Below are 14,215 nucleotides of genomic sequence, written 5' to 3'. Positions count from 1 at the left end.
TATGACGGATACGGTTAAAAACTTAGTGAATCGGTACGACGATTTAATCAGTACCCTACAAGCTGGCTTTGTCCCTTTACTACTTCTCTTTTGTCGCTTGTGGGTAGCCTGGGTGTTCTTCAATTCAGGACTAATCAAAATCTCATCTTGGGATAGCACGCTGTACTTATTTGAGCTGGAATACCAAGTGCCAATCTTGCCATGGGAATTGGCGGCTTATTTAGGTACGGCTGCGGAGTTGGTTCTACCGGTGTTCTTGGCACTGGGATTGATTACCCGCCCGATGGCAGCAATGCTGTTTGTGTTCAACATCATCGCAGTGATCTCTTACCCACTGTTGTGGGAGAAAGGTTTTTATGACCACCAACTTTGGGGATTGATGATTCTTATCGTAATCGTATGGGGGCCAGGACCGCTGTCTTTGGACCACATCCTGAAAAAGAAAATGACGAGCTAAAAAAATCCCCGCATCATGCGGGGATTTTTTATTATTTATTCAAGTAAGCCAGTAGCTCTTCTGCTGAGATACCTTGCTGAGCGAGGTCTTTTGCCATCTGCTCGACTTGTTCATCTTTGCGTGACTCAATCACTTGCTGAAATTGGTACACGATATCACGCAAAATTGGCAGAGGTACTTGTTTCGCCGCACTACGAATACGCTCGGAGCTTTGATTACCCAGCTCATTAAGCAACTTGCCAAACATCACCTTTTCTGGTGAATCTTCCATTTGCTCTAGAATACGAGCCATTTCATACGTGGTTAACGACATTACTTTTTGAGTTCCGTTATGGTGTCAGGAAAAGTCTGAGTGACAAATATACACGCCTTACTTACATTGGAAAATACTAAATTACACTGATTTACGCTTTCGCAAAGCTCGAGTGCCAGTTCTTCCCTGCTTTTGTAAACAGAACGACCAACGCAGGTAATAGGACCCACATATGAATTGCGATCAAGGTTTGTGGATCCAGAGATAAGCGTTGCAGTGTACCCACCAACAAACCAGAGCCACTCATTTGGAACAATCCAAGCAGTGCAGCTGCCGTGCCCGCCTTATCACCAAACGGTTCTAACGCTTTCCCTGCCGCTGCACCCAGAATGAATGCAAAACCTACAGAAGACATAAAGATAGGTAACATGAAAGAAAGCGCGGTATTCTGACCATTCATCACTAGCATGATCACACCTGCGAGACCCAGAGTTGAGATCCCGGTGACCAAGGTGTTGTGAGTTCCAACGCGCTCCATAAACTTAGGCGCCAGCATACATGCCGCAATGTTTATCACCGCATTTACACCAAACCAGAAAGTGAATTCATTCATCGACAGCCCCATCCCCGTCATCAATATCGACGGTGCTGAGGTAACGTAAGCAAGAATAACCGCCATCGCCATCAAGCATAATGACGCATGGAAAACAAAAGATGGTGTGCTAAGCACTGCCCAATACCGACTAAGCTTAAACACGGCTTGCTTTTCTGTTGACGGGTTAGTCTCTTTCATCATGAAAAACATCAATGATCCAGACACCACAGCAAAACCCGCCATAAAGCTAAAGTTAGCACGCCAGTCAAATTGCTGAGTTAACCAGCTACCTAGAATTGGAGCTAAAGCCGGAATGAAACAAATCGCACCGTTAAGGTAGCTGATCATTTTGCCGCTTTTTTCCGGGCCAAAGATATCGCGAACTGTTGCAAAGGCTGCTACCGATGTCGCACACGCACCTAAGCCTTGTAGCAGTCGGGAAACCAACATCCACTCAATATTTTGAGCACTCCACGCCAATAAAGCGCTCATCGCGTAAATGGTGATACCGCCCAATGCAACAGTTCGACGTCCGAGTTTATCTGCTAGGGGACCTGCGAATAGCTGACCAACACCCATAGCAAATAAGAACCAAGTGATCGTGTCTTGTGCTAGCGCATTATCGACCTGAAAAGTGGAAGCAATAAGAGGTAAAGCAGGTAGATAAATATCAATCGCTAAAGGACTGAAAAGAACCAAAATGGTCAATAACGCCATCTGTTTTTTACTATTAGAAAACTGGCTAGACACACAACACTCCGAATTGGATAAAGAACTTTGGGTAAAGCTTAATCATCTGATGATATGAATGGAAATGATGTATAATCATGAGCATTATTCCTCAGAGGAAATTCACTGTGAACGTCGAAAAACTGGCTCGTATCGATTTAAATCTATTGGTCTGCTTTAAAGTGCTGATTGAAGAGTTAAACGTTACTCGTGCGGCCCACCGATTGTGCTTAAGCCAATCCGCCGTAAGTAAATCACTGGCTAAACTGCGCATTCAATTTGATGACCCTCTTTTCACTCGAAACTCACATGGATTAACACCTACGCCGCGCGCATTGTTTCTTAAACCGAAACTGGATCTGTTGATAAATCAGTTAGAAGTGCTGACTCAACCCGAAGAGTTTTCTCCGCAAAGCAGTGAATACCGTTTTCAAATAGCAGCGGTAGAGAGTGTCTACCCTCTCATTCTACCCCATTTCTTACCGGCGATTTTTCAACAAGCACCTGGCGTGACAATTAGCACACACCCGTGGTCGGATAATACATTTAAAATGCTTCAACGCGGCGAACTGGATTTAGGCTTAACTGGAAAAGATATCGATATAAACGATGCCAAGCTGACTCTTCAACCACCCGATGACATTTGCGAGTTGGAAATTTATCGTGATTACCAAATGTGCATTATTCGCAAAAACCACCCTGCGCTAAAACGACCTTGGAATCTGGAAGCCTATCTCGCCCTACGCCATGTACAGGTGCGTTGTGATGGCAACGACCGTTGGTTGCTAGATTATCGCCTTGCAGATATTGGCGCCGACCGCGATATTGCCGTCACTGTGCCCGACTTTAACAGTGCCGCAAGTTTATGTTCATACACCGACTTTATCTTTACTGCGCCAAGTCATTTTGTGCAACTTGCGGCCAAACAGCTTGATTTGGTCGTGCTGCCACTACCGTTAGAATTCCCACCTATGGCTTACACTTTATTCTGGCACCGAGATAGAGAAAACGACCCTGCATTAGGCTGGCTACGTACGATGATCACACAAAAAACCGATCACCTTAGATAAAAACACCGCACTCAATTTGCGCTTAGCGGCTAAAATGAGTAGCTTAACTGTCGTAGTCCTTTTTGGCTCATCTATGGCCTAGTTGTACTCCGACTCTATTGAAGTGATTGCGAACCTCAATGGAATCGTAAACTGCATGAAGCAGATGGAAACAGCTCCCACACCTGAGCATGAAGGAGCGGTAATTTGAAGGAATAACACAGATGCACAACGATACCCAAAGCCGCGTGAATGCAATTCGCGAATGGCTAGCACAACATAATATTGATGCCCTACTTGTCCCTCATGAAGACGAGTACTTGGGTGAATACGTACCAGCGCACAACGAGCGTTTACATTGGCTAACTGGCTTTACTGGTTCTGCTGGTGCTGCGGTAATCACCAAAGACAAAGCCGCTATCTTTGTTGATGGTCGCTACACAGTACAAGTAACAAAGCAGGTTCCTGCTGATCTATTCGAATACCGTCACTTGATTGAAGAGCCTGCACTAGATTGGATTAAAGACCATCTTGCAAATGGCGCGTCTGTGGCAATCGACCCTCGCATGCACAACGCTGCTTGGCTAGACATGGCACAAGCAAAACTTGCTGGCGCACTTGAGCTTAAGATTCTCGATAGCAACCCAATTGATGAACTGTGGCACGACCGCCCTGCTCCTGTGGTTTCTGATGTTCGCCTAATGGCAACAGAAGCAGTTGGTCAGTCAAGTGAAAGCAAACGCCAAGAAATCGCAGAGCTCGTGAAAAAAGCCGGTGCAGACAGCGCAGTGATCACAGCACTTGATTCTATCTGTTGGTTACTCAACGTTCGTGGTCTTGATGTATCACGTTTACCAGTTCTGCTTTCTCACGCGATTCTGCACTCAGACTCAAGCGTGGAATACTTCCTAGATCCTGCTCGCCTACCTGCTGAGTTTGACGCTCATGTTGGTGCCGGCGTGACGGTTCATCACCCAGAAGCATTGCAAGCACGACTAGAAAACCTAACTGGCAAGAATGTACTGGTTGACCCTGCGACAAGTAACGCGTGGTTTAAGCTGGTGCTTCAAAACGCAGGCGCATCTGTGGTGAGTAAAGCTGATCCATGCCTAATGCCAAAAGCAGCAAAGAACGCAGTTGAAATCGCAGGCATGAAAGCATGTCATATCCGCGATGGCGTAGCGATGAGTAAGTTCCTGTCTTGGTTAGATGCTGAAGTCGCTGCTGGTAACCTGCATGATGAAGCGACGATGGCAGACAAACTGGAAGCGTTCCGTAGCGAAGACCCGACACTTATGGATCTTAGCTTCGATACTATCTCGGCAGCAGGTGGCAACGCGGCGATGTGTCACTATAATCACGAGAACCAACCTGAACCTGGCAAGCTAGAACTGAACACACTTTACCTAGTGGATTCAGGCGGTCAGTACCTAGATGGCACGACAGACATCACGCGTACCATTGCGATCGGTCAGCCTTCACAAGAGATGATTAAACAGTTCACTCTTGCGCTAAAAGGTCACATCGGTGTTGCTCGTGCACGTTTCCCGAAAGGCACACGTGGTTACCAAATCGATACGCTAGCTCGTCAGCACCTATGGGCGGAAGGCTACGATTACGATCACGGTACTGGTCACGGTGTTGGTCACTTCCTAAGTGTTCATGAAGGTCCAGCAAGCATTTCGAAGAAGCAAATCGACGTGCCTCTAACAGAAGGTATGGTGCTATCCAACGAACCAGGCTACTACCGTGCAGATGCGTTTGGTATTCGTATTGAAAACTTAGAGCTTGTTGTTGAAACCGCAACAAACGGTGACTTCCCTGTTCTGTCATTTGAGTCGCTAACACGCTGTCCAATCGACAAGCGAAATATCAACGTTGATATGCTAACTCGTCCAGAACTTGCTTGGCTGAATGATTACCATCAGAAGGTATGGGATGAGATCAGCCCACTTGTTGAAGGTGATGTGAAAGAGTGGCTTCGTCAAGCAACGCTACCAGTAGCACATAGCTAGAAGCTAGAAGCTAGAAGCTAGAAGCTAGAAAAAAGTAGAGGGTTGATGTTTTGCATCAACCCTCTTTTTTTGCCTATGTTTCACGTGAAACATAACGATGACCAGTGGCTTTCTTTGCTACTTAACCAGAATACGCCGAGTGCCAATCTCGCCATACAGGGTCAAACCCTTTGGCTCGAATCATATCTTCCACAGAACCTGCGCTTCGCTCATCACTGATCTCAAACTGCTCGAGTTCAACATCATCCATCGCATAACCACCCGGCTGAGTTTTCGATGCAGCAGACATACTGGTAATGCCTAAAGGCAATGCGTTATCTCTAAACTTCGGTGACTCACGAGTCGATAATGACAACTCCACTTCTGGATTCAACAAACGATAAGCGCAAATCAGCTGAACAAGTTGCTTATCCGTCATGACTGATTTGGGTTGGAGCGCACCCTCACAAGGACGCAAACGCGGGAAAGAAATCGAGTAACGAGTCTGCCAATACGTGCGCTCAAGATAGTCCAAGTGCGCTGCCACATAAAAACAGTCGGTACGCCACTCTTCCAACCCTATTAAAGCACCAATACCGATCTTATCGATGCCCGCCTTTGCAAGACGATCGGGTGTATCCAATCGGTATTCGAAATCCATCTTGTTGCCACGCAAATGGTGCTCGGCGTAAGTCGAAGGATGATACGTTTCTTGATAGACCATCACCGCATCCAAACCCAATGTCTTGAGCTCAGCGTATTCGTCTTGATCAAGTGGCTGTACTTCCATCGCCAAATAGTTAAAGCGCTTCTTAATCATAGGCACCATTTCGCGGAAGTATTTCATACCCACTTTAGTTTCGTGTTCGCCAGTCACCAGCAATACGCTATCAAACTTCATGCGCTTGATTGCTTCGACCTCTGCAACCACTTCGTCCCGATTCAAGGTACGACGCTTGATTCTATTCTCCATCGAGAAGCCACAATAAGTACAAGCATTGGCACACAAGTTAGAAAGGTACAATGGAATGTAAAGCGACATGGTATTACCAAAGCGCTTACGAGTTGCCGAATATGACAGCTGCGCCATTTGCTCTAAGTACGCTTCAGCCGCTGGTGAAATTAGCGCTTTAAAGTCTTCCAAATCACGCTTGGGTTTATTCAATGCTCGCTCGACGTCTTTTGCCGTTTTCGCATAGATAGACATCGAAATGTCATCCCAATTAAGCTGCTTAAATTGTTCAACGAAGCTCATGTTTTCCTCGCTTAATAGCTAAACCAATCTAGGACTAAAGCTCATCTAGGAATGACGTCAGTGGACTCGACGCAACCGCATGAGAAACCTTACCTGCAAGTCCGGCTTCATAAGCCATACGCCCCGACTCTACCGCCAACTTAAATGCTTTCGCCATCGCAACGGGATCGCTCGAAGTCGCAATCGCGGTATTAACTAGCACGGCATCCGCGCCCATTTCCATCGCACGCGCAGCATGTGAAGGAGCACCAATACCCGCATCAACAATGACAGGAACATTAGCTTGGTCGATGATGATCTCTAGGAAATCGTGAGAAACTATCCCTTTGTTGGAACCAATCGGAGCACCCAATGGCATGACAGCAGCGCAGCCAACCTCTTCCAATCGTTTACACAGAACCGGGTCAGCATGACAGTAAGGAAGGACAATGAAGCCTTCACGAACCAGCTGTTCAGCGGCTGCAAGTGTCTCAATTGGATCGGGCATCAAGTACTTCGGGTCTGGATGAATTTCCAGTTTTAGCCAGTTAGTACCCAACGCTTCTCGCGCCAGTTGTGCAGCAAACACAGCATCTTTAGCATTCTTTGCTCCTGATGTGTTTGGCAATAAGTTCACCCCCGCTTTTACTAGCGGCAGCAAAATATCGTCTTGTTGGTCATTCACATCCACACGCTTCAACGCCATGGTCGCAAGTTGAGAACCCGATACTTGAATCGCTTCTGCCATTAATCGGCTGCTGGCAAATTTCCCTGTTCCCGTGAACAGTCTTGATTCGAATTGTTTATCACCAATTTTAAGCATCGACTTTAACCCCCTGCGATCGCTTGAAACAAAGAGATGCTATCTCCCTGTGAAAGAACTGTGCTAGCCCACTCACTGCGTGACACAACATTGTTATTAATTGCAAAAACACAGCCCATTTCAGGCAGCGCAAATTGACTAATGATTTGCTGTAGATTCGACTCACTGGCAACTTGATGTGACTGGTCATTGATGACAATAGTGATCACATCTAAGTCAGCAGCGGTCATTTGTGTTGTTTGTTGTTCTGATAACGTCATTGCTTCCAACTCTCTTAATTCTGCCCATTACTCACAAGCTAAATCTGAGCACACACTTGGCACTGTTTATCTTTGCTTATCGCCATGGTTTGCCATTGCAGTTTCAACCCATCAAACAGATGCAACTTGGCAGTCTCGACATGAAACTTTCCCGTCGCCAGTTTTTGAATTGCTGCTATCGCTTGGTAGTTACCAAGTGTGCCGACCACCGGACCGACGACACCGCTCTCACTGCACTTTTGCGTTTGCGGTAATTCGTCGAACGGATACAAACAGCGGTAACACGCTTTACTCTGCGCTTCTTGTTCACTTGGTGTTTGGTAATCAAAGACAGCGAATTGCCCTTGCCAACCAATTGCCGCCGCCGAGATGAGCGGCGTATTTTGCTCGAAACAAACTTGGTTAATGAGCTGACGCGTTGGCATGTTATCGGTGCAGTCGAGCACCACATCCGCTAGCATCACCTCAAGCTGAAGCTGTGCTTTGTCTAATCGCTTATTGAGGGCACGAATTTGAACCATAGAATTAAGGTCAGTCAGTTGCTTCACAGTCGCTTTTGTTTTCGCAACTTGGAGGTCTTGTTCACGATAAATGATCTGACGTTGTAGGTTACTGCTATCAACTTCATCGTCATCGACCACAACCAATTTACCAATACCCGCTGATGCCAAGTACAAACTCGCTGCGCTCCCTAACCCACCACAACCGATGATCAGCACATGCGATTTGCTCAAACGCTCTTGCCCGACTTCGGCAATTTCAGGCAGAGCGACTTGGCGCTGATAGCGAAGGAACTGCTTATCCGTGAGCATGCTCGCCTCTCTTGGTATGCGCTAATTTACTACTCTGATCAGTAAACGTTAGCTGTCTTTCATTCATCAGTTGTGCGAAGAACTCGATGACGGACTGAGGTGATTCTGCCAACGTAATAGCTCGCACAACTGCCAAACTAGAAACACCTGTTTGCCAAACTTGGTCTGCATTAGATTGGTCAATGCCACCAATCGCGACCGTCGGAAAGCCAAGCACATAGTCACTACCTGCTTTGTCTTTTGCAGGACGGAAAACCGACTCTGTGTTTGTATAAGGAATGCTATCAATCAGCTTTTGATACAGAGCCAAGCGCACCAAACCTTGTGGTTTCGATGGCATCTGTTTAGTGGTGGTTGGAAAAATATGCCCTAGCGCGATGTAACTAGGATGAATTTGTACGATGCGCAGTAGCTCATAATAACCATGAGTAGAAAGACCAAGACGAATGCCGGCTTTAGTTATCTGAGCCAAATTCGATTCTTCTATGTCTTCTTGTCCTAGGTGAACGCCATAAGCGCCATGCTTGATTGCCAACTGCCAGTAGTCATTTATGAACACTTGTGCTTGATACTGACGACCTAGCTCAATTGCTCGAATGATCTGTTGTTCTAAATCGGCTTGTTGTGGGTTCTTGATTCGCAGTTGAATAGTGTTGATGCCTAGTGGCAGTAGACGCTCAATCCAAGCAACATCATCAACGACTGGATAGAGCCCTAGACTTTGCTTAGTCAGAGTTGGAAAGCTAACGCTCTCGCCTTGTGCAGACCAACCAACTTGAATACCTAGTCGGTTATCCTCCAGTACAGGTGTGGGGAAATCATCAAATTGGTCAGCCCACCGAGTAGACCTTCCCTCATCAAGGTTGTCATTCAACAGTGTTTCACGTGAAACATTCGCTTGCTGAGTTAGTATTCCTCGAGCAAGTGTTAACGCATCTTCGATAGGAAAATCGAGTACTGTCAGCGTTACTATCCAAGCAAGGTGATGTTCAGGATTGAACATTGCGTTGAATTTGGACTTAACGGAAAGTGCTCTCACTTCGTTGTTAATTGGGTGACGCCAGATATCAAGCTGAAGCACTTTCTCCTTTTCATCGGATACCTGAGTATCAGCAATACCAATATAAATCGCTTTCGACGGTTGCTTAGCACACGCTTCTACCGACAAAGCAGAACGGTAATAGAGCACAAATGAACTCTCATGCTCAGAGTCATAATCATCAATGAGATCAGTCGTTATGTGTGTGGTCTGTTGGCCGCGAACAAGCTGAATAGATTGAGTTGGGCTCACACCCAACTCAATGTCTTCTATGCTAAAACCCTGTTCTTTCGCCAACAACAAACATTGCTGAACTAAACCTGTCAGTTCAATCAACGATGACGGAATAAGGATTTTGCTCATTAGTCACTTACCTCGGCATGTGCTGCTGGGTGGTATAGCTCGGAACCTGACTCTCTAAATTCTTGCGATTTCTGACGCATCCCTTCAAGAGGATCATCTAGCATTTTAATCGAGATAGCTTGGTCCGCAGCAACTTGCTCAGTGTCTTTCGCGTACTCTCGTACCTCTTGCGAAATCTTCATCGAGCAGAACTTTGGTCCGCACATCGAACAGAAGTGAGCAACTTTGCCGGACTCTTGAGGTAAGGTTTCATCATGGAAAGCGCGCGCGGTATCTGGGTCGAGTGACAAGTTGAATTGATCTTCCCAGCGGAACTCGAAGCGAGCTTTAGAAAGCGCATTATCACGAACTTGAGCACCTGGGTGCCCTTTCGCTAAATCAGCGGCGTGCGCAGCAAGCTTATAAGTGATCATGCCTACTTTCACGTCTTCTTTGTTTGGTAAACCGAGGTGCTCTTTCGGAGTTACGTAGCAAAGCATTGCACAGCCATACCAACCAATCATGGCAGCGCCGATGCCTGAAGTAATATGGTCGTAACCAGGAGCGACGTCTGTCGTCAATGGACCAAGGGTATAGAAAGGAGCCTCATGACAGTGCTCTAACTGCTCTTCCATGTTCTCTTTGATCATATGCATTGGAACATGACCAGGGCCTTCAATAATCACCTGTACGTCGTATTCCCACGCAATCTTGGTTAACTCACCAAGGGTACGAAGCTCTGCAAATTGCGCTTCGTCGTTAGCATCGGCCACCGAGCCAGGACGCAGACCATCACCGAGAGAAAGTGCGACATCATACTTAGCACAGATTTCACAGATCTCTCGGAAGTGGGTATATAAGAAGCTTTCTTGGTGATGCGCTAAACACCATTTCGCGATGATAGAGCCACCACGAGAGACGATGCCAGTAACGCGTTTTGCAGTCATTGGCACATAACGAAGTAGTAAACCGGCATGGATAGTAAAGTAGTCAACGCCCTGCTCTGCTTGCTCAATCAGGGTATCGCGCATCACTTCCCAGTTAAGGTTTTCCGCAACACCATTCACTTTCTCAAGCGCTTGATACATTGGTACGGTACCGATCGGAACCGGACTGTTACGTAGAATCCACTCGCGAGTTTCGTGGATGTTACGTCCAGTAGAGAGATCCATAACGGTATCTCCACCCCAACGTGTCGCCCAAACGAGCTTCTCTACTTCTTCCTCAATCGAAGAAGTGACCGATGAGTTACCGATGTTGGCGTTCACTTTGACCAAAAAGTTACGTCCAATGATCATTGGTTCGGATTCTGGGTGGTTAATATTGGAAGGGATAATAGCGCGACCTTCGGCGACTTCTTTGCGCACGAATTCGGCGGTAATATCTTTTGGTAGGTTCGCTCCGAAGCTTTGACCCGGATGCTGTTGATTCAGCACTTCATCGCGATACTTGGCACGCCCCATGTTTTCACGCAGCGCAATGTATTCCATTTCTGGGGTAATAATACCTTTGCGAGCATAGTGCAATTGGGTCACACAATGGCCATCTTTGGCACGTCGAATACGTGGTAGATTACCGTAACGAAGATCGTCTAGTGTTTCGTCTTCTAAGCGTTCTTTGGTGTACACCGAGCTTACTTCATCAAGTAGCTCAGTATCGGCACGCTCTTCAATCCACCCTTCTCTCAGCTTAGGTAAGCCGCTATAGAGGTCTATGGTGTGCTCTGGATCTGTGTATACACCCGAGGTATCGTAAACGCGTACTGGCTCATTAGGTTCGAAAATAGGCGCTTCTTTTGTGCCTCCAATAAGGCTATCAGCGAGTGATATTTCACGCATTGGCACACGAATATCTGGACGTGAACCTTCTACGTAGACTTTGCTTGAATTGGGGTACGGTTGTACCGAGAGTGTATCAATGAACTGTTTTGCTTCCAGTCTCGCTTGTTTGCGACTCGACATAGCATTTTTCCTTGCTTTGTTATACTAGATAAAAAGTAATTGGATAAAAATGCTTGGCGGATAGATGCGACAAGAGGAGTCAAATTAAGGCTAGTTAAAGCTTACGATATTTGCCTGTAAAAACATTCGACTTTTGATAGGTCAACCAGAAAGAACTCCGGTGTGAATATCTTCTCTTGTTCCCTTCGCAGATTCTAATCTGATCAGGTTCAACGGATCCCGAATTAACGGTCTCAGCCTTATGGCACTCCGACAAGTGATATCAGTATATAAAAACGGCTTGGTGAAACCAAGCCGACCTGTTCAATTTTTAACTACTTTGCTAGCTGCGCATCAATAATTGAAAGCCTATCCACGCAGCTGAAATACTTAACACGACATTCAACAATACGTTCAATCCCATCTTAAAGAAAGCGCCCTGCTGCATGAGCAACACATTATCCATCGAGAAGGTGGAAAACGTCGTTAGTGCGCCTAAAAAACCCAAGCCAATCACTTGTCGCCAAGGTTCCGTTGCCAAAAGTTCATTATCGAAAGCTGCTATCAATAAGCCCATCATAAATGAGCCAACAACGTTAACGGTTAACGTACCATATGGAAAACCACGCCCCAATAAAATGACACAAAGTTCAGAAATTAAGTAACGAGAACATGCACCAAATGCACCACCCAATGCAATAAAACCCAAAACGGATAGTTGTCCCATAATTCCCCCAGAAAAGTTAATGGCGACATTGTAATCAAATTTACGGCAATAGTGATTATACAATCTTAGAATTCAGCAAAGTATAGCGCTTAAAACTTATCAAGATTTTAAAAGTTACAGGAGTCACTTTACTTCGATGTAACCCATCAAACCCGTCTTCATATGTTCAATTACATGACAATGGTACATCCAACGCCCTGGGTTATCTGCAACAAATGCCGCTTTCGCACTGCCGTTTTTTCCAAGTAAGACCGTATCGGTATGAAACGGTTCGTCGAGTTTTTTGCCATCTAACTCAAGAACCGTAAATGTGTGTCCATGAAGATGAATAGGATGATGATATTGGGTGACGTTCTTTAGGTTGAAGATATAGGTTTTTCCAATCTCCAATGTTGAAAGCGGCGCTGGAATATTATCTTTGCTCATTCCCTCCCAAGCCCGTTTGTTCATCAGCCAGAATTGGGGGATCGCTTTGCCCGATTGATCAGCAGGAGTGATCGCCCCCTCCCACTCAAACACATAATCGATTTGCTCTGCATTTTTCAAATCGAGAGCTGGCACAGGGTTGAGAGGTAATAAAGGCAGTTTCTGGTTGTTCGACAGATCAGACTCAACAACGTCAAACTCGCACAAAGGGAATGGGAAGCGTCCTTTCATTTGACGCACATAAACACGTTTTCCAGCCTTTGGAGCAATCAATCCGACATCTAACCTCATTCCTGGACCAATTTTATGCTGAGTGAGCTTGTAAGGCGTTTTAACAGGGTTACCATCAATAGCGATAACCCAAGCCTCTGCACCTTCAATAGCGATCGGGTAAGTAATGGTGTTATCGACATTAGCAATTCTTAATCGCGTGGTAGCATTCTGCTTCAGCGTATAAACAGGTTCATGCACACCATTGACGCTACTCCACTCTCCGGGAGTCCCCATACGAGCGCTCAAGCGCGGTACCATAAGGTTCTTCCACTGACCTTGTTTGTCTAAATGCCAATGCTTTAGAACTATTTCCTGTTCTTCATCAAATAGAACAGGCTCAGCCTCTTCAACGATAATTAGCCCAACTAAGCCCATACCAAGTTGCTTAACGCTATTCATGTGGGGGTGATACCAAAACGTGCCTGCATCTGGCGGTGTAAATTCATAAACGAATGTTTCACCCGGCATGATAGGCGGCTGGCTTAAGAAAGGTACACCATCCATTTCAATAGGGATTCGCAAGCCATGCCAGTGGATTGTAGTCGGCTCTGAAAGCTTGTTAGTAAACCGAATTATAACTTTCTCGCCTTGGCGACAACGAATCGTAGGCGCTGGAATCGAACCATTAAATGCGAGTACGTCTGTGTTAAACCCAGGGACCAATTCTGCAGTAGAAGGCTCTGCAGTGATATCGTATATATATTGCCCCTGCTTATTAGTGCTCCTAGATAGAGAACATGCAGGTAGAACGGTAAGCGCGGAGATTGCTAAGGATGATTGAAGAAAGCGTCGACGAGATATATCCATACATAGTTACTCATTAATCCAGATCGGTTGAGTGTAACTAAATATAAATAGTGATTCCCCTTTATTATTAAAATTTCGGGCCACTGATCATTACAGCTAACTGTAGTTTCGTTCGTTCAGTAGATTAAATGCTGCCAAAGTACAGCAGAAAGCCATACTTACGAGATAAGAGTAGAAATAAGCCGTAATAATGAGAGGAAGCCAGATACAAAAAAGGCTCTGACCTAAGTCAGAGCCTGATATGTGGCAGGGGTGGAGAGATTCGAACTCCCAACACGCGGATTTGGAATCCGCTGCTCTGCCAATTGGAGCTACACCCCTATAGAATTTTCATATTCTAGATTTGACAAAACCTCGCATAAGCGAGGTTGTCGATATTAAGTGGCGGAGTGGACGGGACTCGAACCCGCGACCCCCGGCGTGACAGGCCGGTATTCTAACCAACTGAACTACCA

General features: G+C 46.0%; 13 protein-coding genes, 1 tRNA gene and 1 riboswitch. Of the genes, 3 read left to right on the top strand and 11 right to left on the bottom strand.

All coding sequences use genetic code 11. The features are described from left to right. Window position 1: 1 nt before the first annotated feature. Entirely contained in the window at window positions 2-457 is a 456-nt protein-coding gene (locus R7Z41_RS21500; protein WP_005378784.1) for a DoxX family protein, read from the top strand. 31 nt (window positions 458-488) lie between these two features. Here R7Z41_RS21500 and R7Z41_RS21495 read toward each other — a convergent pair whose 3' ends face one another. Both R7Z41_RS21495 and R7Z41_RS21490 read right to left on the bottom strand, forming a co-directional pair. After that, complete coding sequence (locus tag R7Z41_RS21495; protein WP_005378786.1) at window positions 489-770, bottom strand: hypothetical protein; 282 nt, start codon at window positions 768-770, stop codon at window positions 489-491. A gap of 91 nt (window positions 771-861) precedes the next feature. Continuing rightward, entirely contained in the window at window positions 862-2,055 is a 1,194-nt protein-coding gene (locus R7Z41_RS21490; protein WP_318136412.1) for a multidrug effflux MFS transporter, read from the bottom strand. A 107-nt stretch (window positions 2,056-2,162) separates the two neighbouring features. Here R7Z41_RS21490 and R7Z41_RS21485 point away from each other — a divergent pair, with 107 nt between their 5' ends. Further along, on the top strand, window positions 2,163-3,104 hold the full coding sequence (locus R7Z41_RS21485) for a LysR family transcriptional regulator (protein ID WP_225478231.1): 942 nt from the start codon (window positions 2,163-2,165) through the stop codon (window positions 3,102-3,104). A gap of 203 nt (window positions 3,105-3,307) precedes the next feature. Continuing rightward, window positions 3,308-5,098, top strand: coding sequence for an aminopeptidase P family protein (locus R7Z41_RS21480; RefSeq protein WP_213906393.1), 1,791 nt, complete (start codon window positions 3,308-3,310; stop codon window positions 5,096-5,098). Between the two features lie 121 nt (window positions 5,099-5,219). Here the strand turns inward: R7Z41_RS21480 and thiH are convergent, their stop codons facing one another. The 9 genes from thiH to R7Z41_RS21435 all read right to left on the bottom strand — a co-directional run bounded on the left by thiH (window position 5,220) and on the right by R7Z41_RS21435 (window position 14,081). Then, entirely contained in the window at window positions 5,220-6,332 is a 1,113-nt protein-coding gene (thiH, locus tag R7Z41_RS21475; protein ID WP_225478232.1) for a 2-iminoacetate synthase ThiH, read from the bottom strand. A gap of 34 nt (window positions 6,333-6,366) precedes the next feature. Continuing rightward, window positions 6,367-7,134, bottom strand: coding sequence for a thiazole synthase (locus R7Z41_RS21470; RefSeq protein WP_213880928.1), 768 nt, complete (start codon window positions 7,132-7,134; stop codon window positions 6,367-6,369). Between the two features lie 5 nt (window positions 7,135-7,139). Then, the gene (gene thiS, locus R7Z41_RS21465) at window positions 7,140-7,394 is read right to left on the bottom strand and encodes a sulfur carrier protein ThiS (RefSeq protein ID WP_225478233.1); all 255 of its coding nucleotides are present in this window, start codon (window positions 7,392-7,394) and stop codon (window positions 7,140-7,142) included. Window positions 7,395-7,432: 38 nt separating this feature from the next. Next, window positions 7,433-8,206: a HesA/MoeB/ThiF family protein gene (locus R7Z41_RS21460; protein WP_213875008.1), complete on the bottom strand. Its 774-nt coding sequence runs from the start codon at window positions 8,204-8,206 to the stop codon at window positions 7,433-7,435. Beyond that, window positions 8,193-9,608: a thiamine phosphate synthase gene (locus R7Z41_RS21455; RefSeq protein WP_225478234.1), complete on the bottom strand. Its 1,416-nt coding sequence runs from the start codon at window positions 9,606-9,608 to the stop codon at window positions 8,193-8,195. Before R7Z41_RS21455 ends, R7Z41_RS21460 begins: the two co-directional genes overlap by 14 nt. Beyond that, window positions 9,608-11,548, bottom strand: coding sequence for a phosphomethylpyrimidine synthase ThiC (thiC, locus tag R7Z41_RS21450; protein WP_005378810.1), 1,941 nt, complete (start codon window positions 11,546-11,548; stop codon window positions 9,608-9,610). Before thiC ends, R7Z41_RS21455 begins: the two co-directional genes overlap by 1 nt. 163 nt (window positions 11,549-11,711) lie before the next feature. After that, window positions 11,712-11,810: riboswitch (TPP riboswitch) on the bottom strand. Between the two features lie 60 nt (window positions 11,811-11,870). Further along, window positions 11,871-12,254 carry a fluoride efflux transporter CrcB gene (gene crcB, locus R7Z41_RS21445; protein WP_005378811.1) on the bottom strand — a complete coding sequence of 128 codons (384 nt, stop codon included), beginning with the start codon at window positions 12,252-12,254 and terminating at the stop codon, window positions 11,871-11,873. A 123-nt stretch (window positions 12,255-12,377) separates the two neighbouring features. Beyond that, a complete protein-coding gene (locus R7Z41_RS21440) occupies window positions 12,378-13,760 on the bottom strand; it encodes a multicopper oxidase family protein (RefSeq protein ID WP_225478235.1) in 1,383 nt (460 codons plus the stop codon). A 244-nt stretch (window positions 13,761-14,004) separates the two neighbouring features. Beyond that, window positions 14,005-14,081, bottom strand: a tRNA-Trp gene (locus R7Z41_RS21435). Between the last annotated feature and the right edge of the window lie 134 nt (window positions 14,082-14,215).

Origin of the sequence: Vibrio sp. 1457, assembly GCF_033340195.1 — a bacterium.
GTDB lineage: Bacteria > Pseudomonadota > Gammaproteobacteria > Enterobacterales > Vibrionaceae > Vibrio > Vibrio alginolyticus.
Note: the sequence above shows the minus strand (reverse complement) of the source record. Positions and strands in the feature narration are given on the sequence as shown.

Coding starts and splice junctions, on each gene's coding strand:
- R7Z41_RS21500 (WP_005378784.1), top strand. CDS start 2: ATGACGGATACGGTTAAAAACTTAGTGAATCGGTACGACGATTTAATC.
- R7Z41_RS21495 (WP_005378786.1), bottom strand. CDS start 770: ATGTCGTTAACCACGTATGAAATGGCTCGTATTCTAGAGCAAATGGAA.
- R7Z41_RS21480 (WP_213906393.1), top strand. CDS start 3,308: ATGCACAACGATACCCAAAGCCGCGTGAATGCAATTCGCGAATGGCTA.
- thiH (WP_225478232.1), bottom strand. CDS start 6,332: ATGAGCTTCGTTGAACAATTTAAGCAGCTTAATTGGGATGACATTTCG.
- R7Z41_RS21470 (WP_213880928.1), bottom strand. CDS start 7,134: ATGCTTAAAATTGGTGATAAACAATTCGAATCAAGACTGTTCACGGGA.
- thiS (WP_225478233.1), bottom strand. CDS start 7,394: ATGACGTTATCAGAACAACAAACAACACAAATGACCGCTGCTGACTTA.
- R7Z41_RS21460 (WP_213875008.1), bottom strand. CDS start 8,206: ATGCTCACGGATAAGCAGTTCCTTCGCTATCAGCGCCAAGTCGCTCTG.
- R7Z41_RS21455 (WP_225478234.1), bottom strand. CDS start 9,608: ATGAGCAAAATCCTTATTCCGTCATCGTTGATTGAACTGACAGGTTTA.
- thiC (WP_005378810.1), bottom strand. CDS start 11,548: ATGTCGAGTCGCAAACAAGCGAGACTGGAAGCAAAACAGTTCATTGAT.
- crcB (WP_005378811.1), bottom strand. CDS start 12,254: ATGGGACAACTATCCGTTTTGGGTTTTATTGCATTGGGTGGTGCATTT.
- R7Z41_RS21440 (WP_225478235.1), bottom strand. CDS start 13,760: ATGGATATATCTCGTCGACGCTTTCTTCAATCATCCTTAGCAATCTCC.